Below are 20,222 nucleotides of genomic sequence, written 5' to 3'. Positions count from 1 at the left end.
TGTGCGTCGGGTGCGGGTGGGTGGGGGCTGGGCGCGCAGTTCCCCGCGCCCCTGGGGTAGGTGGGCGTGAGGGCTGCTTGTTGGGTGCGGGGCGGTGGGGGGCCGGGCGCGCAGTTCCCCGCGCCCCTAAACAACCGCCGGCCCGCCCCGGGTTCTTTTAAGGAGCGCGGGGAACTGCGCGAGCAAACCCCACCGGCCCGCGCCCGACACACAACCGAACGGGGTTGAAGGGGTGGCGGGGGCGACGAAACCCCTCAGGGCGCCGACGGCTTGCCCGGAGTGTCAAGCCAGGTGTGGAACAGGGTCGTCAGATCCTTGCCTGATGCGTGCTCCGCGAGGTGGATGAACTGGGACGTGGTGCCGTGCCCGTCGCGATGGTCGGCGGCCCAGGACCGCAGGATGTGGAAGAACACCGGGTCACCGACGGCCGTACGCAGCTTGTGGAGGGTCATGGCGCCGCGGGCGTACACGGGAGTGTCGAAGATGTGCGCGCCGCTGCCGGGGTCGGCGGGCGGGAACGCCCACAGGTCGCTGCTCGCGGGGCTGGCGTACAGCGAGTCGAAGGTCTTCTGCGCGCTCTTGCCGCCGTGCTGCTCGGCGTAGAGCCACTCGGCGTACGTCGCGAAGCCTTCATTGAGCCAGATGTCCTTCCAGCGGGTGAGGGTGACGGAGTCGCCGAACCACTGGTGGGCGTTTTCGTGGACGAGGGTGCTCAGGTCCGGTGCCGAGTCGTAGACGGGCCGGGTCTGCGTCTCCAGCGCGTAGCCGACCTGGGGTGCGCGGTCGACGATCGACCCGGCGGCCCGAAACGGGTAGGGGCCGAAGATCTTGCTCTCCCAGGCGAGGACCGACGGCAGCTTCTTCAGGACCGGCGCGGCGGCTGCCGCCTCGCGCGGGTCGACGGCGTTGTAGACCTTGATCCCGTCCGCGGTGGTGTACTGCTCGACGTCGAACTTACCGACGGTCGCTGTGGCCAAGTACGCCGCCATCGGCTCGGACTGCCGCCAGCGGAAGGTGGTCCGGCCGTGGGCGGTCTTCTGCCCGAGGAGGACTCCGTTGGCGACGGCGGTGCGCCCCTTCGGCACGGTGAGCGTGAAGTCGTACGACGCCTTGTCCGTGGGGTGGCTGTTGGCGGGGAACCACGTCATGGCGCCCTGGGGCTCACTCGCGACGAACGCGCCGTCGTCCGTGGGAATCCAGCCGTCGAGGGAGCCGTCGGGGTCGGTGACCGGCTTCGGGGTGCCGGAGTAGGTGACGGCGACGCGGAACTCCTGGCCCTTGCACAGCGCGTCCCGCGGGGTGACCACGAGTTCCTGTCCGTCACGGCGGAAGGACGCCTTGGCGTGGTCGACCGTGATGCCCGTGACCTTCAGTCCCTTGAGATCGAGGTCGAAGCGGGTCAGCCGCTGCGTGGCCCGGGCGGTGATGACGGCCTTGCCGTCGAGGTGACGGCTCTGCGGGTCGTAGCCGATGGTGAGGCCGTAGTGGTGGACGTCGTAGCCGCCGTTGCCCGAGAGAGGGAAGTACGGGTCTCCCGCGCCGGCGGAGCCCACGGTCCCGGCCGCGGCCGGTCCGGCCCCCACGAGAAGCGCCGCGACGGCCACGGGGACCGCCGCGACAACGGCTTCTCGGCGAAGGACAGTTGTGCGTCTGGTCGTGGGCTGCTGCGGGCGTCGCGTCACGTTCGCTCCTCCGGTCGATGGAGATCACACAAGGGGTAGATGGCGATCACTCGGGGGTCGCGAGTGACCACACATGGGTCAGCGGTGATCACTCGCGCACAGCCTATGAGCCTCCTCGCCCCACAACCCCCTCATTCAGGTCAAGTTACGCCGGGCCTGGATCACGACCGTCCCCCAGAAGGCGTTGACACGGTCGGTGGGCCGGAAGACGTAATCGGTGGTGAAGCCCGACTCGGCGAGGATGCGCAGCCAGCCGGTGACGCTGTACATCCAGCGGACGGTCCACAGGGACCGGGCCGGGCCGGTGCGTACCAGCAGGCGGCGGCGCCCCTCGGGCGTCCCGGCCGAACGGGACAGGCAGGACAGCACCAACCGTCCGCCGGGCTTGAGCCGTTGGGCGACGCGGGGCAGCAGTCGGTGCGGGTCGGAGAACCAGGCGGCGCCGTAGTTGGAGAACACGGCGTCGAGCGGCGGCAGATGGGGCGCGACCGCCACGGCGTCGCCGAGCCACCACTCCAGCGCGTCGATGTCACGGAAGCTGGTGGCGGCGTGGTGGATGCGGACCGGGGAGAGAGACAGGGGCGCACGCCTGTCTCGCCGTGCGCCGGTCCCCCTGCCGCGCCCCGTGAGCCCGGTGTTTCAGGTGCTCTTCGTCCCGAAGCTCGAAGACCGCACCCCCTGGCCGGGATGGCGGACATCGTGGTGAAGTTTGTCCACCCGCCCGGAGATCCGGCGCCCGGCTGCCGCCGCTGTCGGTCGACGGCGCGTCATCGCCCCGCACACCGCACAGGAGACTTCTCGTGACCGGAACCCCGCACACCTGGCCCCACGCACCGGTCAAGGTCGGGCTTGTCGGCGCGGGGCCATGGGCGCGCGCCGTGCACGCGCGCGTGCTCGCCGCCGGGCCCGAGACGCGGCTGACGTCCGTGTGGGCACGCCGCCCCGAGGCGGCGCGAGAGACGGCCGCTCCTTACGGTGCCGATGTCGCCGCGACGTTCGAGGAACTGCTCGACGGCTGCGAGGCGGTCGCCTTCGCGGTTCCGCCCGCCGTGCAGGCGGAGCTCGCGTCGGTCGCCGCGAAGGCGGGCAAGGCCCTGCTCATGGAGAAGCCGATCGCGCTGGACCTGCCGTCGGCGCAACGCCTCGTGGACGCCGTCGACACCGCCGGTGTCGTCTCCCAGCTCGTCCTGACGAACCGTTACCACCCGGCCACCCGGCAGTTCCTGAAGACCGCCCAGGGCCTCGACGTCGTAGGCGCACGGTCCTGCTGCCTGAGCGGCGCGTTCCTGGGCGGTGACTTCGCGACCCCGTGGCGCCTCGAACACGGCGCTCTGCTGGACCTCGGGCCGCACCTTCTCGATCTGCTGGACGCGGCCCTGGGGCCCATCGTTCGTGTGCGCGGTGCCGGAGACCTCCGCCGCTGGATCGAGCTCACCTGTGAGCACGCGAGCGGGGCCATCAGCCAGGCGTCCCTGTCGGGGTCGGTCGACGTCGAGCGCGGCATCACGCGGATCGAGTTGTTCGGCCGGCATCCCGAGCTCGTGTTCGACAGCACCGCCCTCGACCACGAGGAGTCCTGGCCCGTGCTGCGCCGGGAGTTCGCCACCGCCGTACGGACGGGGCAGTCCGGCGAGCTCGACGCGCGCCGTGGGCTGTATCTGCAGACCCTGATGGCCCAGGCGTTGGAGAGCTAGAGCATCGCCACCCGGAAGGCGACGCCGTTCAGGCGAAACGGCCGGCAACCGGGAGTGGGTGCGAGGAGGTGTGTCGACAACACAGCTGTGAGTCTGCCGCTGATCGCTCCCATGCTCGCCACACCCGGCACGCTGCCGCCCGCCGGGCAGGACATGCGCTGGGCGTACGAGACGAAGCAGGACGGGCAGCGTGCCGTGGTCTATCTCCCCGGGGACGGAAGCGTGCTGCTGCGGGCCCGGTCGGGCGAGGACATCACCGCCGCGTATCCCGAACTCCGTTCGCTGGGCGGCGTTCTCGGCTCGGCCCCCGCGATCCTGGACGGCGAGGTGCTGGTCCTGGACGAGCAGGGGCGGGGTGACTTCCAGCTCCTGCAGTCCCGTATGGGGCTGGCCCGGTCGCCGGGCAAGGCAGCGCGTCGTGCGGCGGAGGCTCCCGCGCATCTCGTCCTGTTCGACGTGATGTACCTGCGGGGCGATCTGACGGGCCTGCGCTACGCGCGCCGCCGGCACGAGTTGGAGGGGCTCGCGCTCGACGGGCCGTTCTGGTCGACACCGGCCGCGCTCGTCGGCCATGGGGAGCTGGCCCTGCGGGCGACTCGGGAGAGCGGCCTGGAGGGGCTGGTCTGCAAGCGGTTGGACTCCGTGTACGAGCCCGGGGTGCGCTCACGCGCCTGGGTCAAGATCCGCAACGTACGGACCGTGGACGTCATCGTCGGCGGCTGGGTCCCCGGCAAGGGACGCCTGTCGGGGCTGCCCGGTGCCGTTCTCGTGGGACAGCGCGAGGCGGGGCGGCTGCGCTATGTCGGGAGCGTGGGGACGGGCTGGAGCGAGGCCGAGCGGTCGGAACTCGCCCGGCTCCTGCGGACCGCGGAGACCGACCGCTGTCCGTTCGAGACCGTCCCACGGGTGGCCGCGGCGCACTGGGTCCTGCCACGGCTGGTCGGTGAGGTCCGGTACAGCACCCGTACCCGGGCCGGACTGCTGCGGCAGCCGTCGTGGCTGCGCCTGCGCCAGGACCTGGCCCCCGAGGACTCCGCGGCCGATCTTCCTTAGGGCACACAGAGAGAACGCACAGACAGAGCGCACAGACGACATGACCGCCCCGTGGGGCGGTCATGTCGTGCCGCGGCCCTGTTACGTCCTTCCGGGGCCGCCGCTGCCGAAGGATCCGCTGGATCCGGGGACCCAGCGCTTTCGATGCTGGTCGTCGGCGTGCCTGCTCCCCGCGGCGTGGATGTTGTACGGCATCAGCCGCTCGCTCTCGTCCGCGGCGAGCGGTACCTCGTCGGGTTCCCGCATCTCGCGGATTTCGTGGACCGCCCCGGTCGCGGGCAGCCTGGGCTGCTCGTCGGGGGTGGGCGGGGCCGACTCCTGACGCCGTACCTTGATGCCCAGCCGGACGGCCCAGACCAGCGCACCGGCGATGACGAGGCCACCGATAAAGGCGGAGACCGCGTTGACCGTCGAGTTCGCTGCGATCAGTTCATAGCTCGCGGTGTTCATGGTGCTCGCGTACCCCCAATGCCAGGGGAGACTTGCGTGGTGCCGCCATCAGCGACGGCGTTCCTATTGTATTCCGGTTCATTGCATTCTGGTTTATTCCGGACAGTGCGCCACGGCCCCGAACATCGTGACGGACATGTGCAGCGCACCCTGCGCGGCGGCCTCCGTGAGGTCCGCGTACAGGCGGTCGCGCTGCCCTTCGGTGATCAGCGCACGGCGCAGGGCCGACTCGCCCAGCATGCGGATCAGCGGCCAGGCGACCGAGGTGTGGTCCTGGAGCAGGGCCTGCGATCCCCGGTCGTCGATCACCAGACCGGCCGCCGTCAGCCGGCCCACCAGCTTGCGTCCGGAGTACGGGTCGGCGGCCGCGGACAGCGCGCCGGAGGTGAGGGCCGCGACGGTCTCGGGGTCGCCGGGGTGCAGGATCGTGGTCGCCCAGTCGGTGTCCAGCAGGGCGACCCGCCCGCCGGGGCGCAGCACGCGCGCGATCTCGGCGACGGCCTTCTCCGGTTCGAGAAGGTGCTGGAGCACCCGTTCGCACCACACCACGTCGACCGAGGAGTCGGGAACCGGCAGGGTGAGCGCGTCGCCGTCCACGAAGCGGGCCGGGCTGCCGGCCTCGGCCGCCCGCTGTTCGGCCACCGCGCGCAGCCCGGGGTTCGGTTCGATCCCGAGTACCTCGCCCCCGGGAGTCACGGCGGCCGCCAGGTGCCGGGTCTGCGATCCGGAGCCGGAGCCGATGTCGAGCGCCCGCTCTCCGGGCCGTGCGGCCAGAGCCTCGTGCGCCCACGCCCGCAACCGTCGTACGCCGTCGTTGGCGTCCTGCGCGTCCAGTGCCCCCACCAGCCGTGCGACGCTCTCGGCGGTGAAGTTCTGGGCGTGGAAATCCGACGTAGGTCGTGTGTCCCCCATGGCGGTCACTCTATGACCGTCGCGGGCGCTTCCGGCGTCAGATCGTGTAACGCCTCAAGGCCGGTGTCACGGCGGCCAGGCCCAGCACGGCGGCGATCACCAGCAGGCCGCCGCCGGCGACCGCCGCGCGTGCCCCGAGGACCGATCCGACCGTGCCGTGCAGGACATCGGCGAGGCGCGGGCCGCCCACGACGACCACCGTGAACACACCCTGCATCCGGCCGCGCATCTCGTCGGTGGCGGCCGACAGCAGGATCGCGACGCGGAAGACGCTGGAGACCATGTCGGCGATCCCGGCCGCGGCGAGGAAGGCCACCGCCACCCACAGGCTGGTGCTGAGCCCGAACCCGGTGATGGCCGCGCCCCATGCCGCGACCGCGACGATGACCATCAGGCCGTGTCTGCGGGCGCGGGAGAAGGTGCCCGACATCAGTCCGCCGATCATCGCGCCGATGGGGATCGCCGCGAACAGCAGGCCGAGTGCGAGCCCTTCGCCGTAGGGCGCGTACGTGTGTGTGGCGAGCTGCGGGAACAGGGCGCGGGGCATGCCGAAGACCATGGCGATGATGTCGGCGAGGAAGGACAGCAGCAGCACCTTGTGCGCCGAGATGTAGCGGAAGCCGGCGGCGACCTCGCGCCAGCCCGCCCGCTGGGCCGCCCCTTCCGTCAGCGGGGGCAGGGCGGGGAGCCGCACCACCGCCCACACGGTGAAGCAGAGGGCGAGCGCGTCGATCAGATAGAGCTCGGGCAGGCCGACGACGGGGATGAGCACACCGGCGAGCAGTGGCCCCATCACCAGGCCGGTCTGCATGACGGTCGCGCCGAGCGCGTTGGCCGCGGGCAGTTCTTCCGCGGGGACCAGGCGGGCGATGGAGGCGCTGCGGGCCGGGGAGTTGAGGCCGAAGAACGCCTGCTGGAGGGCGAGCAGCGCCATCAGGACGAGCACCGAGCCGAGTCCGGTGACGGCCTGTATCCAGAAGAGCAGCGAGGTGACGGCTATACCGCTGTTGGTGATGAGGAGCAGCTTGCGCCGGTCCATGCTGTCGGCGATGGCGCCGCCCCACAGCGCGAAGACCACGAGGGGCAGCAGTCCGGCGAGGCTCGCGTAGCCGACCCAGGCCGAAGAGCCGGTGATGTCGTAGATCTGCTTGGGCACGGCCACGGCGGTGAGCTGGCTGCCCACCGTCGTGACGACGGTCGAGGACCACAGCCGGCGGTAGGCGGGGCGGCGCAGCGGCCGGGTGTCCATCGCCCAGCGGCGCCATCCGCTCCGGTTCGCCCGCTCCGGTGCCGGTGTCCGGTCCTGTGCCGCGGGGCCGCTGTCCGTACTGTTCTCGCTCGTGTCCACGCTCGTCCTGGCTGCTCGATACATCTTTCGGTTCAGGGATCACTATGGCCGAGCGGGAGCGGAACGCGTCCACGGGGGACCGGACTTGCGGGGGCCGCAGGGACTACAACACCTCAGGCACCGGCGATCAGCGAGGCACCCATGGCGATCATCGTCGTGGCGACCAGGCCGTCCAGCACGCGCCAGGACGAGGGCCGGGCCAGGAAGCGGCTGAGCAGCCGGGCGCCGAAGCCGAGCGCGACGAACCAGCACAGGCTGGCCAGGGCCGCGCCCAGGCCGAAGGTCCAGCGCAGCGGGCCGCGGTCGGCCGCGATCGAGCCGAGCAGGAACACGGTGTCGAGGTAGACGTGCGGGTTGAGCCAGGTCAGGGCCAGGCAGGTGAGTACGGCGCGACGCCGCGAGCCCGTCGGCACGGTCGCCGCTTTGAGGGCCGAGGGCTTCAGGACCCGCCGTGCGGCGAGGAATCCGTAGACCAGGAGGAAGGCGCCGCCGACCAGCCCGACCGCGGTGAGGGCCGCCGGCCAGGCCACGACCACCGCACCCACCCCGCCGACACCCAGCGCGATGAGCGCCGCGTCGGACAGGGCGCAGATGCCCACCACGGTGAGGATCGCGTCCCGGCGGATGCCCTGGCGCAGCACGAACGCGTTCTGGGCGCCGATGGCGACGATGAGGGAGAGGCCGGTGCCGAATCCGGCGGCCACGGCGGTCAGGGCGTCTGTCATGACATCGACGCTAGAAAGATGATCGTCAAGAGTACAGCTAAAGATTCTTACGTATCATTAGCGTTCGTGATGACGGAACTCCCCCTCGACCAGGTGCGCACGCTGCTCGCGGTGGTCGACGAGGGCACCTTCGACGCGGCGGCCGCCGCCCTCCATGTGACGCCGTCGGCGGTCAGCCAGCGCGTCAAGGCGCTCGAACAGCGCACGGGCCGGGTCCTGCTGATGCGGACGAAACCGGTACGGCCGACCGATTCGGGCGAAGTCGTGGTGCGCTTCGCGCGTCAGCTGGCCCGGCTGGAGCGCGACGCGCGGGCCGAGCTCGGTCTGACCGGTTCCGGGGAGCCGACGCGGCTGTCGATCGCCGTGAACTCCGACTCCCTGGCGACGTGGTTCCTCCCCGCGCTGACCCGTGTCCCGGAGGAGCTGCGGCTCTGTTTCGAGCTGCGCCGCGAGGACCAGGACCATACGGCCACGCTGTTGCGCGAGGGGCTGGTGATGGCGGCAGTGACCTCGTCACCGGACGCGGTCACGGGCTGCTCGGTCCGCGCGCTCGGCCGCATGCGCTACCTGCCGGTCGCGAGCCCCGGTTTCGCCGGGCGATGGCTCGGCGGCCCGCCGAAGACGCCGCTGCGGGACGTGATCGGCGACGCGCCCCTGGTCGTGTTCGACCGCAACGACGGCCTCCAGGACGACTTCGTCCGCGCGTTCCGGGGCGGACGCGGCGCCGGCGCGCTGCGGCACTTCATGCCCACGTCGGAGGGGTTCGTGGACGCCGTCGTGGCCGGCATGGGCTGGGGAATGGTGCCCGAAGTGCAGGCCGAACCGCTGCTGCGGGCCGGGCGGTTGGTCAACCTCGCGCCGGACCGGGCGGTCGACGTTCCGCTGTTCTGGCAGCAGTGGAAACTCGACTCCCCCGCGCTCGCCGCCGTCGCCGCGGCTGTGGCGGCCGTCGCCGCCGAGACGCTCGCTCCCGGACCGGGTTCCTGAATCACTCGCGTACGAGCGGCTCCCGAACCTCGTACGACCCGGTATCTTCGCGCTGGGCACAAGCGAGCGCAGCCGCGGAAACGGCCGCGCGACGCCGTGCCCGGGAGGGCGTCGAGGTGCGGTCAGGGGCCTGGGAGGCGCATTCTTGCTGTGGTACCCCCCTGGCGGTGGGCGGACGAGGGCAGACCGATGACTGGGAGCGCCGAGCGTGAGGACCAGGCGCTGGCAAGCCTGGCCGACCTGCTCAGCGGCGCCGTGACGGACGCGATCCGGGCGGCGCGCGGCTTCGCGGGAGGCGTATACCTGCGTTCGAGTACGCCCGGGCTGCTCAGGCTGGCCGTGCTCGCGGGGCTGCCCGGCCCGCTGTTCCGCCCCTGGTGGCGCATGCACGTGGACCGCCCGTTCCCCGCCGCCGACGCCCATCGGCTCGGCGTGGAGGTGCTGCTCACCGACCCCACGGAGACGATGCGCCGCTACCCGCAGCTCGCCGCGGGACTGCCGTTCCCTTTCGGTTCGCTGTATGTCCCTGTCGTGGGCGCCGCGACGCCGTTCGGCGTCCTCACGGTGCTGCGGCCCTCGGCGTCGGACGCCACCGAGGTGCTGCCGGACCGTGACCGGATGACGGCGGTGGCCGAGGAACTGGGTGCCGTTCTGGCGTCGCTGGACAAGAACGGGCAGAGCGTCTTCTGGGACGGGGAGCCGCTGTGCACGCGGCCACCGGCCGACGCTCCTTCCTCCCGGTGTGTCGGCGGCTTCACCTGGGATCCCACCGACGACACGGTCATCGCCGACGACGCCCTGTGGGCCCTGCTCGGCACCAGCCGCGAGGGCTTCACCGGAACGCCGGAGGCGCTGGCCCGTGCGGTCACCCGCGACGATCCCCGACTGCTGCTGGCGGCGCTGCGCGACACGGCGGCCGGGAGCCCGCCGCCCCACCCGCTGCCGGTGCGCACCGCGGACGGCGGACTGCGTCTGCTGGAGCTGTGGATCTCGGGTGCCGCGCCCGCCCCGCCGTACCGGGTCAGCGGCGTGGTCGTGGATCCCGGCCCGGGCCCGGCGGCGGACGGAGCGGCGGATCTGCTGCCGGAGGGTGTGTTCGCCTTCGACCGGCTCGGACTGATCACCTACGCCAACCCGCGCGCCGCCGAGCTGCTCGGCCGGCCGCTCCCGGAGCTGCTGGGGCGTCCCCTGTGGGACGCGGTGCCCTGGCTGGACCGGCCGGCCTACGAAGATCATCTGCGTGGGGCGCTGCTGTCGCCGGATCCGGTGCACTTCCAGATCAGACGACCGCACGGAGACGGCCGCGAGGAGACTCCGGGGCGCACCGGAGGCACCTGGCTGACGCTGTCCGTCTACCCCGGCCCCAACAGCCTGACGTGCAAGATCGTGCCGATGGGGCGGGTCGCGGACACCGCGGAGGCCATCCCGTACGACGAGCGGGCGATGGCGGCCGTGCCGGTGGGGCCCGATGCCGACGAGCCCATGTCCGGTGTCCCGACGACACCGCCGCAGTACCGGCCCATCATCCTCGCCATCGCACTGACCGAGGCGGTGACGGCCCGCCAGGTGTCCGAGGTGGTGATGCGGGAACTGCTGCCCGCGTTCGGCGGACGCCGGCTCGCCATCTATCTGCTCCAGGACCGGCGCATGTACCTGGCCTGGGAGACCGGCTTCCCGCAGGGATTCCTCGCCCCGTTCGACGGGGTGGGCCTGGACGCCAAGCTGCCCGGGGTCGAGGCACTCACCAGCGGCCGCCCGCTCTTCTTCGAGTCGATGCGGCAGCTGGCGGCCGCCTATCCGGATATCGCGCTGGACGCCAAGGAGGGGGCCCGTGCCTTCCTGCCGCTGATCGCCTCGGGGCGGCCGGTAGGCTCCTGCATCCTCGGCTTCGACCGCTCCCGCGACTTCAGCACCGAGGACCGTACGGTGCTGACGGCGCTCGCCGGGCTGATCGCGCAGGCCCTGGAGCGGGCCCGGCGCTACGACGACGAGTCCGCCCTCGCCCGCGGGCTGCAGGAGGCCCTGCTGCCGCACCGGCTGTCGGCTCACCCGCTGGTGAAGACGGCCGGGCGGTATCTGCCCGGCACCGTGGGCATGGATGTGGGCGGCGACTGGTACGACGTCGTGAAGGCGGGCGACGGGCTCGCCCTGGTCATCGGCGACGTACAGGGGCACGGCGTCCAGGCGGCGGCCACGATGGGCCAACTGCGCAGCGCGGTACGGGCGTTCACGCTCGGCGACCATTCCCCGGACGAGGTGATGAGCGGCACCAACCAGCTGCTCATCGATCTCGATCCGGGTCAGTTCGCCAGTTGCTGCTACGTCAGGGTCGACCCGGTCACGGGAGTCGCCCGAGCCGCCCGGGCCGGCCATCCGCAGCCCCTGCTGCGCCATCCGGACGGCCGCACCGAGGTGCTGGACCTGCCCGGCGGGGTGGTGCTCGGAGTGGACCCGCGGGCCCAGTACCCGGTGACGGAGCTGCTGCTGGAACCCGACGCCGTGCTGGCCCTGTACACGGACGGCCTGGTCGAGCGGCCCGGCACCGACATCGACGAGGGCGTCGAGATCCTCCGCGCGGCCCTGGCCCGCGCGGGCACCCCGCACGGCAGGCCGGGCAGCCCCTCGTTGTCCCGTGCGGCCGACCTGCTCACCGCGGAGGCCCGGCAGGCCATTCAGCGCCCCGACGACATCGCGCTCCTGCTGACCACACGCCGGTCACGGCGCGGCGGTGGCCACTAAGCGCTCCGCTGGATGTGCCGCGATATGCCGTCGATCGTCTGCGGCACCGTCGTGGCTGGTCGCGCAGTTCCCCGCGCCCCTTCAGGGCGCTGCGGAACCGCAGCGGACTTCACCCGACCTGCTTAGCCACCGGCCACGACGAGGACCGTGCCGTTCCTCTCAGTGAGCGGCGTCCAGCCGGGCCCGCTGATCCGCCGTCAGTTCCAGCTCCACCGCGGCCAGGTTCTCCTCCAGCTGGGCCACGGAGGACGCCCCGGCGAGGGGGATCACCGGCAACTCGGCACCGATCTGCCAGGCCAGCACCACCTGGTTGAGGCTCGCCCCCGTCTCCTTCGCCACGTCCCGCAGCACGGCGAGCCGGGCCGGCGTTCCCGGGTGGTCGTAGGCGGACAGCAGCGGCTTGTCCGGCCGTACGTACGCGCCGGTCAGCAGGGGCGAGTAGGCGACCAGCGTCAGCGCGGGCTCGGCTCGCAGATAGCTGAGCAGTTCCCCCGTCGCCGCGCCGAGATTGCCCTCGGGGAAGAGTTCGCTGGGCACGTCGGCGCGCGGCCGCAGGAGGCTGTGGTGGTACTGCAGGACCTCATAGCCGGGCAGTCCGGCCGCGGCGGCGAGGGCGCGGGCCCGCTCCACCCGCCAGATGGCGTGGTTGCTCACCCCGAGCAGCCCGACACCGCCCTCGGCGACCAGCTCACCGAACGCCTCCACGGTCTCCCGCGGTTCCACGGTTCGGTCCTCTATGTGCGCGTACAGCAGGTCGATCTTCTCCACGCCGAGGCGTTCCTGGCTGCGCTGGGCCGCCTCGCGGATCACCTTGGCGGACAGGCCCTCCGGGTTGTCGATGTATCCGGTGCCGGGGGCCAGCGGCCGCGCGCCCAGTTTGGTCGCGATGACGATCTCGTCGCCGATGCCGCGGCTGCGCCGCCAGCGTCCGAGCAGCGCCTCGCTCTGGCCGCCCTGGCTGTCGTCGGTCCAGAAGGCGTAGTTGTCGGAGGTGTCGATGAAGTTCCCGCCGGCCTCGACATAACGGTCGAGGACGGCGAAGGAGGTCTTCTCGTCCGTCCGTGAGCCGAACAGCATCGCACCGAGTGCGAGCACGCTCACCTCACGGCGGGTCTTCGGGTCGGTGCCGATCGTGCGGTACTTCATGGTGTCCCTCCCGTTCGGGCCCGAAATCCGCGGGCCTGAACAGGAGTCTGGAACTTGAAGTGCTCTTTAAGTCAAGCCTTGTTGTCAAGCCTTGTTGAACGGTCCTTCCAGGGCTGCCCATTGCAGCAGCATGATGGTCTTCGCGTCGGCGATCTCCCCGGTGCGGATCATGTCCAGGGCGCTGCGGAAGGGCAGTTCGACGATCTCGATGTCCTCGCCTTCCTCGTCAAGCCCGCCGCCCTCGTGGGTACGGGTGGAGGGGCCGTACGAGGCGGCGTAGAAACTCACCCGCTCGGTGACCGAGCCCGGGCTCATGTAGACGTCGAAGACGTGGTGGACCTCGCCGACGGTGTGCCCGGTCTCCTCGATGACCTCGCGCCGCACGGCGACTTCGGGATGCTCGTCCTCCTCGTCGAGCAGCCCGCCCGGTGTCTCGATCAACATGCCGTCGGGGTGCCCGTTGACGTACACGGGGTAGCGGAACTGCCTGGTCAGCAGCACGGTTTCGCGTTCGGCGTCGTACAGGAGGAGGGTGGCGCCGTTGCCGCGGTCGTGCGTCTCGCGCTCCTGGGTGCTCCAGGTGCCGTCGGCGTGCCGGAAGTCGAAAGTGGTGGTGCGCTCCACGTACCAGTGGCAGGACAGGAGTTGCACGTCCCGGATCTTGACGCGGGGGTTGCCGGTCAGGTCGCGGCCGACGCGGTCGAGTCCGGTGCGGCCCCGGCGGTCCGGGGTGTCGATGCCTGCGGTCATCGTGCGCGGGCCGGGCGGGAGCGGGAGAAGTCGTTCATGGCCACTGTCTACCATCTCGAATCGAATACCGAGGTCACAGCGGGGCTTCGCCCGTCTAGGCTCACGGCATGGAACAGACGGAGATCATCCTGCGCGCCATCGGCGTCCTCACCGAGACCAACGCGATGGTGCGCAGGATCGCCCAGGACGAGGACGCCGAGGTCGAGTCGGCCGAGACCCACCTCGGCGCGCTGGTCACAGAGGTGTTCCCCCGCGTCGAGGTGCCCGCCGACGCGGGACCCGCGGAGGCGGGCCAGGCCGTCGCAGACGCCTACCTGCCCGCCGCCATCTCGCTCGTGGGCGCCTTCGCCTTCCTCTTCTCCGAACTCGCCGACATCCACGACTCCGGCCGAACCGACATCAAGACGGCCGATCTGCTCCGGGACCTCGCCCTGCGCATGTCCAGGGCAGAGAACACCTAGGGATCAGCCGCGCACGGGCCTGCCCGGCGCCCCGGTCACCTGTTGCTGGACATGGCCACCACGGCGAGTTCCGGCTCGGCCCGAGGTGTCAGGCGGCCCGAGCGGGCCAGCAGGCCGACGCATCCGGCACAGAGCGCGCCCGTCGCCGCGAGCGCCCACCACGTCAACTCCGGGTGCCCCTCGCGTTCGGCGGCGTCCCAGAGGGCGCCCGTGATCAGGTTTCCCAGAGTGATACCGAGTCCGGAGACGGTGTTGTACAGGCCGTAGTGGGTGGCGACCAGCCGCCCGCCGGCGAGCGAGACGACGGTGTCCATCTCGAACGGGTAGACCACGGCCGTGCCCAGTCCGAGCAGGGTGACCGTCGCGAACAGGGGGGCCAGAGCCGTCAGCCGGCCGATGGCACCGGTGTCTCCGGTCACCGCTCCGGTGTCGAGGAGCAAGGGCAGGAAGGCAGCGCCCATGAGTGCGATGCCGTGGACGATGGCGCGACGCGCGGTCCATCGCGCCCGCACCCATGCCGTGATCTTCATCTGTCCGGCCACGGCCACCCCGGCGGAGACCGCGAACAGGGCCGTGGTCACCGCGTCGCCGCTGTCCGGGGCCACCCGGTGCGCCTGCAACGGCAGCGCGAGGTAGACCTGGAAGGACAGGACGTACGAGCCGATCATGGCGGCGGAGAAGAGCAGGAAGGGCCGGTTGCGGACGACGGTGCGCCAGTCGGCGAGCAGGCCGCCGGGTTCCGTCGTCGAGTTGCCCCCGCGATCGGGCAGCATGCGGAACTGAATGACCGTCAGGGCGAGGAACAGCAGCGCGGCGACGGAGCAGACCAGCCCGAAGTCGGCGGACAGCAGCGCGAGTCCGACCAGCGGACCGACGAACATCCCGGCCTGGTAGAAGACGTTGAACGTCGCGAACGCCGCCACTCTCCGCTCCCCCACCTCCTGCGCGAGACAGGCGCGGACCGCCGGGTTGAACAGGGCTCCGGCGAACCCCGTCAACGCCGAGGCCGCGACGAGAGCCGGCAGCGAGTCCACGAACCCCAGCAGGCCGAATCCGACGGTACGGAGCCCGCATCCGGCCATGATCATGGGCTTGTGGCCGAGCCGGTCGGCGAGCGTGCCACCGATCAGGAACATCCCCTGCTGGGTGAAGTTGCGCACCCCCAGCACCAGGCCGACCGCCCAGGCGGCCATCCCCAGCCCGTCCGCGAGATGAACGGCGAGATAGGGCATCAGCATGTAGAACGCGGTGTTGATGGTGAACTGCTGAACCATCAGCAGCCGGACGCATCCGTTGAACGAACGGAACTGCTCGGCGAGTGACTTCATCGCGCCGCCCCTCCCGTCCCGACGGGTGCGGTGACGCCGGTGCAGCGGGTCCAGCGCTCGACCGTACGCTCGCCGGGGTGCGCGATCTCGTCCGGCTCGGCGGCCGGGAGTCGACGGAGGAGGTCGTGGGTCCGGCAGTAGTCGTCGCTGTAGACCGTGTCCCAGTAGCGGTGCACACCGTCGGGGAAGACCGCCGCGATACGGGTGCGCGCGGGCTGCGTACGGGCCAGCCAGTTCGCCACCAGCGCCACCGCGCCGACGCTCCATCCGCCGCTGGCGTAGTGGCCGCGGGCCAGTTCGCGGCAGGTCCACACCGCCTCGCCGGGAGCGACCCAGTGGACCTCCGCGAAGGCCGCGTGGTCGACATTGCCCGGATGGATGCTGCTGCCGAGGCCCCGCATCAGGCGCGGGCCCGCCGGCTGGCCGAAGACGGTCGAGTGCACCGAGTCGACGCCGACGAGTCTGAGCTCCGGGTGGAAGGCGCGCAGGGTGCGGGCGATGCCCGCCGAGTGTCCGCCGGTGCCGACCGCGGCCACGAGGACGTCGATCCGGCCGAGCTGGACGGTGAGTTCGAGGGCGAGCGGGGCGTAGGCGGCGACGTTGTCGGGGTTGTTGTACTGATCGGGGCACCAGGCCGAGGGCGTACGGGCGAGCAGTTCGCCGACCCGTTGCCGGCGGGCTTCCTGCCAGCCTCCCACCGGGTGCGGCTCGGTGACGACGTCCACGTGCGCGCCGAGGGCGCGGAGCTGGTGCGCCATCAGTGGCTCCAGGCCGGGGTCGGTGACCAGCGTGACCGGGTGGCCGTAGGTGATCCCGGCCAGCGCCAGGCCCAGGCCGAGGGTGCCGCTGGTGGACTCGATGATCGGGGCGCAGGGCGCGAGGTCGCCGCGCTCGCGCGCCGCGGAGACCATGTGCAGCGCCGGACGGTCCTTGATGCCGCCAGGGTTGGCGCCTTCGAGTTTGGCCCAGAAACCCCGTCCCGCGGGGTTGAAGGGTTCGCCGATCCACAGGACGGGGGTGTTGCCGACCAGGCCGGCGGGTGACCGGCGCGGTGCGCCGAGCGGGTCGGGGAGTTCATGTGCCGCGAGGAAGGAGGAGATGTCGCGCGAGGAGATCCTGCGCAGGGCCGTGCTCATGTCGTGGTCCTTCCGCGGCCCGCGATGAGGCCGCGTGTCTGTGCCGTACGGGGAGGTGTGCCGGACACCCGGCGGGCGTGCCGGGCGGGCGACGTCACGTACGGCTGACGCAGACGAGTCGCAGCAGTCGGGGACCGCCGAGGGGCAGTCCGTCGGAGATTTCTCGTCGCCCGGGTGGCCCGCCGGATGTGGCCGGTTCCTCCCCGCGGCCGCGGAGCACGAGGAGGGCGAGCAGCGACAAGGTCAGCAGCAGGGCCCCTGCCGGCGCGCGTACGTTCGCGGTCCAGTCGGCCGGGTCGCAGCAGGTGGCGCCGTGTCCTGGGTCGTCGTCGCCTTCACCGTTCGCCGCGCAGTCCGACGCGGCGGAGACCCACGGCGGGTCGTCGGCGCCGGACTCCGCGTGCGCCGAGGGCGCGGCCGCCGCAGGGTGGGGGTGGCTCGCGGCCGCATGCGCGGCACACGCCACGACGTGGGCCATGAGCAACAGAGTCAGGCCCACGAGGAGTGCGAGGGTCGGCTTGCGCGACGCCGTGCGGCCGACCGGTTCCTGCGGCATGTGACTGATCGTAAGCGGAACGTCACGACGCGGGCGTATTAACGCTCTTCCGGTTAGCGCTCTTCCGGGTGAAGCGGCCCGGTGCCGGCTGACCTGACATCTACGCCCGCCGCCGCACGGCCACTCCCCCTTCGGTACTGTCGCAGAGCAACGTCCGGAGCGATCACAGGCGTAGACCCCAGAGTGCGTGTGAGCCGAAACGTACGAACAGGAGCGGCCCTCGGGCACCTGCTGCTCGTCGTGGTGCTGGCGCTGGGCGTGTTCGTCATGCACACCGTGGGACACCCCGACGGCTCCGCCGGACCGGAATCCGCGACGCTCCGCGTCGCCACCATCAGATTCGCTTCACCCCCGGCCTGAAGGCCGGAGCACTGCGAATGAATCCCGGTAGCGCCGGCTGACGTCGGCGACGGCGTCAGCGGGCCCGGGAGGTCCTGTCTCGGCGCAGGACGAAGCGGCCCAGGCCCGTCAGGACGGTGACCTTCAGCAGGACGACCGCCAGGACGACGCCCACGGCCCATCCCGTCCACCGCAAGTTCGCGAGCAGGACTCCGCCCAGCCCGAGGTGTACGGCGACGGCGAGCACGCCGATCGCCACGAGGGCCGCCGTCCTGGCGCGCCGACGGCTTCGTACGACCTCTCCTCGCGTCGCCGGAGCCAAGTCGACGGCGTTGTCGTCGGCCGGCTCCATCGCGGTTTCGGGCCCTTTCCAGGTCACCGTCAGCTCCTCACGCCTGCCGAACCTCGCGACGTGCCCGGCGACGAGGTCCTGGAGCCGCCGCAGGTTCTCCTCGTCGACGGCTTCGACATGTGCGGTCAGCGCGCCCGGTTCGGCCCGCAGCTCGCACCGGCCCCAGGGAAGGCGGACGCTCCCCCGCGTCTCGGACCATTCGACCTGCGCCTGGGCTGCCGCCGCCCGCGTCTCGTCCAGCGCCTGCGCGTCCTCGCCGTTGTGGCCGCGCGGCCGATGGCTCAAGTGCCGCCCCTTGTTGTCGAAGTGCTTGCAGAGCTGGACGAGATACCGGCTCGGACGATCGGTCTCGACACGGGCTTCGGCGGTCAGCATGGTGTTCCTTTCTCCGCGCGGGCAGTGAGGTGCCGCCCCCGTGAAGGCTCAGATCCGGGTGAGGGCGACCAGCCAGGCCTGGATGCCGACGGGGTCGGTGGTGATGTCGAGCGTGGCCGGTTCGATCGAGTCGATGCGCCATCCGTCGGCGAACGCGGCCTCGATCTCGCCGCGCGTCAGCCGGTGCACGTGTCCCCACTCGCCCGGCTGCCGGTCACTGAAGGCGAGGATGAAGCAGCGGCCGCCCACCGGCAGTACGGACCGCAGGCCGTCGACGTAGGCGGCGCGATCGTCGCCGTCGAAGATGTGGAAGAGCCCGCAGTCGAGCACGGTGTCGAACCGCTCGTGCAGATCGGCCAGTCGACGGGCGTCGTGGAGCATGAACCGCGCCGGGAGGCCTCGGTCGCGCGCCTTCGTTTCGGCCACGCGCAGGGCGTTGGAGGCGAGGTCGACGCCTGTCGCGTCCAGACCGAGCCCCGCGGCCAGCAGCGCGTGCTCACCGGTTCCGCAGCCCGCGTCCAGCACCCGGCCGCGGAGGGCGCCGGCCTCGGCGAGGGCGAGAAGCGCCGGCTGAGGGCGGCCGATGTCCCACGGCGGCGGACTCGCGTACAGGTCCTCCGGCCTGCGCGCGGTCTGGGGATCGTAGCGAGGGTGAGGGGTTGAGCCAGCCATGGTCGTGTCCTTCCCTGGCCGCGAAGGTCCGGAGTCCCGGTACGACTTCAGCTTTATCGAGACACTCTGTCGCTGTCAACCCACACTGTCTCGTCAACGTCGGGTCGTACACTGGGGAAGTGCCGAAGCTGTGGAACGAGACGATCGACGCGCACCGGGCGGCGGTGCGCGCCGCGGTCATGGACACCACCGCGGCGCTGGTCGCCGAGCACGGACTGGCGTCGGTGACGATGTCCCAGATCGCGAAGGAGTCCGGCATCGGCCGGGCGACGCTGTACAAGTACTTTCCGGACACCGAAGCGATCCTGCTCGCCTGGCACGAGCGGCAGATCGGCGGCCACCTCGATCTCCTCGTCGAGGCCCGGGACCGGGCCGTCGGCCCCGGCGGACGGCTCAAGGCCGTGCTGGAGGCGTTCGCCCTCATCTCCCACGAGTCCCGCTGGCGCCATGACACCGACCTCTCGGCGTTCCTGCACCGGGATCAGCACGTCGCTGAGGCACAGCAGCGACTCCACGGCATGGTCCGGGATCTGGTGGCCGAGGGCGTTCGCACTGGCGACCTCCGCGACGACATCGCCCCCGGCGAGCTCGCCACCTACTGTCTCCACGCCCTCACCGCGGCCGGCGACCTGCCCTCGAAGGCGGCGGTCCGCCGGCTCGTCACCGTCACCCTGGCCGGAATGCGTCCCGACGACACTCCTTGAGTCGGGCATGTCCGGCTTCCCGCACCCACGGTTCCCCGTCGACCGCGGTGCGGTCAGGCGACGTCAGTGCACATGCGGACCCCCGGTCATCCGAGGCTTCCCGCGCGGTACGAGCAGCAGCGCGACCCCGGCCGCGACGGCGGCCGCGACCGCGCTGAGCGTGAACGCGTCCCTGAAGCCGTCGATGGCGCCGTGCTCGATGCCCGCGGCCGCGACGGTGGACATGACCGCCACGCCGATCGAACCACCCACCTCGTGGAAGGTGCTGACAACACCCGAGGCGACCCGGCCCCCTCATGCGCGACCATGGCCAGCGCCGTGGTCGTGGCGGTGACGAAGACCGCGCCGATGCCGAGCGAGGCGACAGCGAGGCCCGGCAGCAGGTCGGCGTACACGCTGCCGTCGCCCGACAGCCAAGCCAGCGGCACGGTCCCCGCCGCCGCGACCAGCATGCCGCCCACGGCGGTCGGCCTGCTGCCGATCCTGCGCATCCTCGCGCTGCGCAACGTCGTCGCCCGGGAGCTGCACCGGTTCCCCGAACTCAGCGAGGCCTGGCGGCACGGCAGTACCGAGCGCCACCACCCCGCCGTCGCGGGGGCGCTCAGGAAGCTGGCCGAACAGGGCCGACTCGACATCTCCGACTTCGATGTGGCCACCCTTCAGCTCTACTCGCTGCTGCTCTATCCCCACATGGTCTTCAGCGCCTACGGCACCGACATCGACGACAGCCTCACCGACCGTCTGATCGCCGACGGCGTCGACATGTTCTTGAGCCACTACGCTCCGCGCCGCACCTGGTCGTAACGGGGTGCC

The 20,222-nt window shown here is 71.5% G+C and carries 22 protein-coding genes; 8 read left to right on the top strand and 14 right to left on the bottom strand.

Annotated elements, in window-relative coordinates:
* Positions 1–254: 254 nt before the first annotated feature.
* Both OIC96_RS45285 and OIC96_RS45280 read right to left on the bottom strand, forming a co-directional pair.
* The gene (locus OIC96_RS45285) at positions 255–1,682 is read right to left on the bottom strand and encodes a M1 family metallopeptidase (RefSeq protein WP_330302218.1); all 1,428 of its coding nucleotides are present in this window, start codon (positions 1,680–1,682) and stop codon (positions 255–257) included.
* Between the two features lie 135 nt (positions 1,683–1,817).
* Positions 1,818–2,261 (bottom strand): class I SAM-dependent methyltransferase, encoded by a 444-nt coding sequence (locus OIC96_RS45280; RefSeq protein WP_330309964.1) that lies wholly within the window; start codon positions 2,259–2,261, stop codon positions 1,818–1,820.
* A gap of 221 nt (positions 2,262–2,482) precedes the next feature.
* Between OIC96_RS45280 and OIC96_RS45275 the strand changes: the two genes are divergently transcribed.
* Together OIC96_RS45275 and OIC96_RS45270 are read left to right on the top strand one after the other, a co-directional pair.
* Positions 2,483–3,376: a Gfo/Idh/MocA family protein gene (locus OIC96_RS45275; protein ID WP_330302219.1), complete on the top strand. Its 894-nt coding sequence runs from the start codon at positions 2,483–2,485 to the stop codon at positions 3,374–3,376.
* Positions 3,377–3,463: 87 nt separating this feature from the next.
* Positions 3,464–4,429 (top strand): ATP-dependent DNA ligase, encoded by a 966-nt coding sequence (locus tag OIC96_RS45270; protein WP_330302220.1) that lies wholly within the window; start codon positions 3,464–3,466, stop codon positions 4,427–4,429.
* A gap of 81 nt (positions 4,430–4,510) precedes the next feature.
* Here the strand turns inward: OIC96_RS45270 and OIC96_RS45265 are convergent, their stop codons facing one another.
* From OIC96_RS45265 to OIC96_RS45250, 4 genes are all read right to left on the bottom strand, one after another.
* Positions 4,511–4,879 (bottom strand): DUF6479 family protein, encoded by a 369-nt coding sequence (locus OIC96_RS45265; protein WP_330302221.1) that lies wholly within the window; start codon positions 4,877–4,879, stop codon positions 4,511–4,513.
* A gap of 93 nt (positions 4,880–4,972) precedes the next feature.
* Positions 4,973–5,791 carry a methyltransferase domain-containing protein gene (locus tag OIC96_RS45260; protein ID WP_330302222.1) on the bottom strand — a complete coding sequence of 273 codons (819 nt, stop codon included), beginning with the start codon at positions 5,789–5,791 and terminating at the stop codon, positions 4,973–4,975.
* Positions 5,792–5,828: 37 nt separating this feature from the next.
* On the bottom strand, positions 5,829–7,139 hold the full coding sequence (locus tag OIC96_RS45255; protein WP_330302223.1) for an MFS transporter: 1,311 nt from the start codon (positions 7,137–7,139) through the stop codon (positions 5,829–5,831).
* A gap of 113 nt (positions 7,140–7,252) precedes the next feature.
* Positions 7,253–7,864 carry a LysE/ArgO family amino acid transporter gene (locus OIC96_RS45250; RefSeq protein WP_330302224.1) on the bottom strand — a complete coding sequence of 204 codons (612 nt, stop codon included), beginning with the start codon at positions 7,862–7,864 and terminating at the stop codon, positions 7,253–7,255.
* Between the two features lie 66 nt (positions 7,865–7,930).
* Here OIC96_RS45250 and OIC96_RS45245 point away from each other — a divergent pair, with 66 nt between their 5' ends.
* Both OIC96_RS45245 and OIC96_RS45240 read left to right on the top strand, forming a co-directional pair.
* On the top strand, positions 7,931–8,851 hold the full coding sequence (locus OIC96_RS45245; RefSeq protein WP_330302225.1) for a LysR family transcriptional regulator ArgP: 921 nt from the start codon (positions 7,931–7,933) through the stop codon (positions 8,849–8,851).
* 189 nt (positions 8,852–9,040) lie between these two features.
* Positions 9,041–11,590, top strand: coding sequence for a SpoIIE family protein phosphatase (locus OIC96_RS45240; RefSeq protein ID WP_330302226.1), 2,550 nt, complete (start codon positions 9,041–9,043; stop codon positions 11,588–11,590).
* 159 nt (positions 11,591–11,749) lie between these two features.
* On the opposite strand, the gene OIC96_RS45235 is transcribed toward OIC96_RS45240, so the two are convergent.
* A complete protein-coding gene (locus OIC96_RS45235; protein WP_330302227.1) occupies positions 11,750–12,736 on the bottom strand; it encodes an aldo/keto reductase in 987 nt (328 codons plus the stop codon).
* An 84-nt stretch (positions 12,737–12,820) separates the two neighbouring features.
* A complete protein-coding gene (locus OIC96_RS45230; RefSeq protein ID WP_330302228.1) occupies positions 12,821–13,486 on the bottom strand; it encodes an NUDIX domain-containing protein in 666 nt (221 codons plus the stop codon).
* A gap of 107 nt (positions 13,487–13,593) precedes the next feature.
* Here OIC96_RS45230 and OIC96_RS45225 point away from each other — a divergent pair, with 107 nt between their 5' ends.
* Positions 13,594–13,947: a hypothetical protein gene (locus tag OIC96_RS45225; protein WP_330302229.1), complete on the top strand. Its 354-nt coding sequence runs from the start codon at positions 13,594–13,596 to the stop codon at positions 13,945–13,947.
* A 35-nt stretch (positions 13,948–13,982) separates the two neighbouring features.
* Here the strand turns inward: OIC96_RS45225 and OIC96_RS45220 are convergent, their stop codons facing one another.
* The 3 genes from OIC96_RS45220 to OIC96_RS45210 all read right to left on the bottom strand — a co-directional run bounded on the left by OIC96_RS45220 (position 13,983) and on the right by OIC96_RS45210 (position 16,967).
* Positions 13,983–15,275, bottom strand: a complete 1,293-nt coding sequence (locus OIC96_RS45220) for an MDR family MFS transporter (RefSeq protein ID WP_330302230.1) — start codon at positions 15,273–15,275, stop codon at positions 13,983–13,985.
* A complete protein-coding gene (locus OIC96_RS45215; RefSeq protein ID WP_330302231.1) occupies positions 15,272–16,411 on the bottom strand; it encodes a PLP-dependent cysteine synthase family protein in 1,140 nt (379 codons plus the stop codon). The genes OIC96_RS45220 and OIC96_RS45215 overlap by 4 nt, the downstream gene beginning before the upstream one ends.
* 94 nt (positions 16,412–16,505) lie before the next feature.
* A complete protein-coding gene (locus OIC96_RS45210) occupies positions 16,506–16,967 on the bottom strand; it encodes a hypothetical protein (RefSeq protein WP_330302232.1) in 462 nt (153 codons plus the stop codon).
* A gap of 189 nt (positions 16,968–17,156) precedes the next feature.
* Here OIC96_RS45210 and OIC96_RS45205 point away from each other — a divergent pair, with 189 nt between their 5' ends.
* On the top strand, positions 17,157–17,327 hold the full coding sequence (locus OIC96_RS45205; RefSeq protein WP_330302233.1) for a hypothetical protein: 171 nt from the start codon (positions 17,157–17,159) through the stop codon (positions 17,325–17,327).
* A gap of 55 nt (positions 17,328–17,382) precedes the next feature.
* Here OIC96_RS45205 and OIC96_RS45200 read toward each other — a convergent pair whose 3' ends face one another.
* A complete protein-coding gene (locus OIC96_RS45200; protein WP_330302234.1) occupies positions 17,383–18,033 on the bottom strand; it encodes a DUF2218 domain-containing protein in 651 nt (216 codons plus the stop codon).
* Between the two features lie 48 nt (positions 18,034–18,081).
* Complete coding sequence (locus OIC96_RS45195; RefSeq protein ID WP_330302235.1) at positions 18,082–18,705, bottom strand: class I SAM-dependent methyltransferase; 624 nt, start codon at positions 18,703–18,705, stop codon at positions 18,082–18,084.
* A 119-nt stretch (positions 18,706–18,824) separates the two neighbouring features.
* Here OIC96_RS45195 and OIC96_RS45190 point away from each other — a divergent pair, with 119 nt between their 5' ends.
* Positions 18,825–19,409, top strand: a complete 585-nt coding sequence (locus OIC96_RS45190) for a TetR/AcrR family transcriptional regulator (RefSeq protein WP_330302236.1) — start codon at positions 18,825–18,827, stop codon at positions 19,407–19,409.
* A gap of 63 nt (positions 19,410–19,472) precedes the next feature.
* On the opposite strand, the gene OIC96_RS45185 is transcribed toward OIC96_RS45190, so the two are convergent.
* Positions 19,473–19,661, bottom strand: coding sequence for a hypothetical protein (locus OIC96_RS45185; RefSeq protein ID WP_330302237.1), 189 nt, complete (start codon positions 19,659–19,661; stop codon positions 19,473–19,475).
* Positions 19,662–19,715: 54 nt separating this feature from the next.
* Between OIC96_RS45185 and OIC96_RS45180 the strand changes: the two genes are divergently transcribed.
* A complete protein-coding gene (locus OIC96_RS45180) occupies positions 19,716–20,213 on the top strand; it encodes a TetR/AcrR family transcriptional regulator C-terminal domain-containing protein (protein WP_330302238.1) in 498 nt (165 codons plus the stop codon).
* The last annotated feature ends 9 nt before the right edge of the window (positions 20,214–20,222 follow it).

This window comes from Streptomyces sp. NBC_00775 (genome assembly GCF_036347135.1).
Classification (GTDB): domain Bacteria; phylum Actinomycetota; class Actinomycetes; order Streptomycetales; family Streptomycetaceae; genus Streptomyces; species Streptomyces lutosisoli.
Note: the sequence above shows the minus strand (reverse complement) of the source record. Positions and strands in the feature narration are given on the sequence as shown.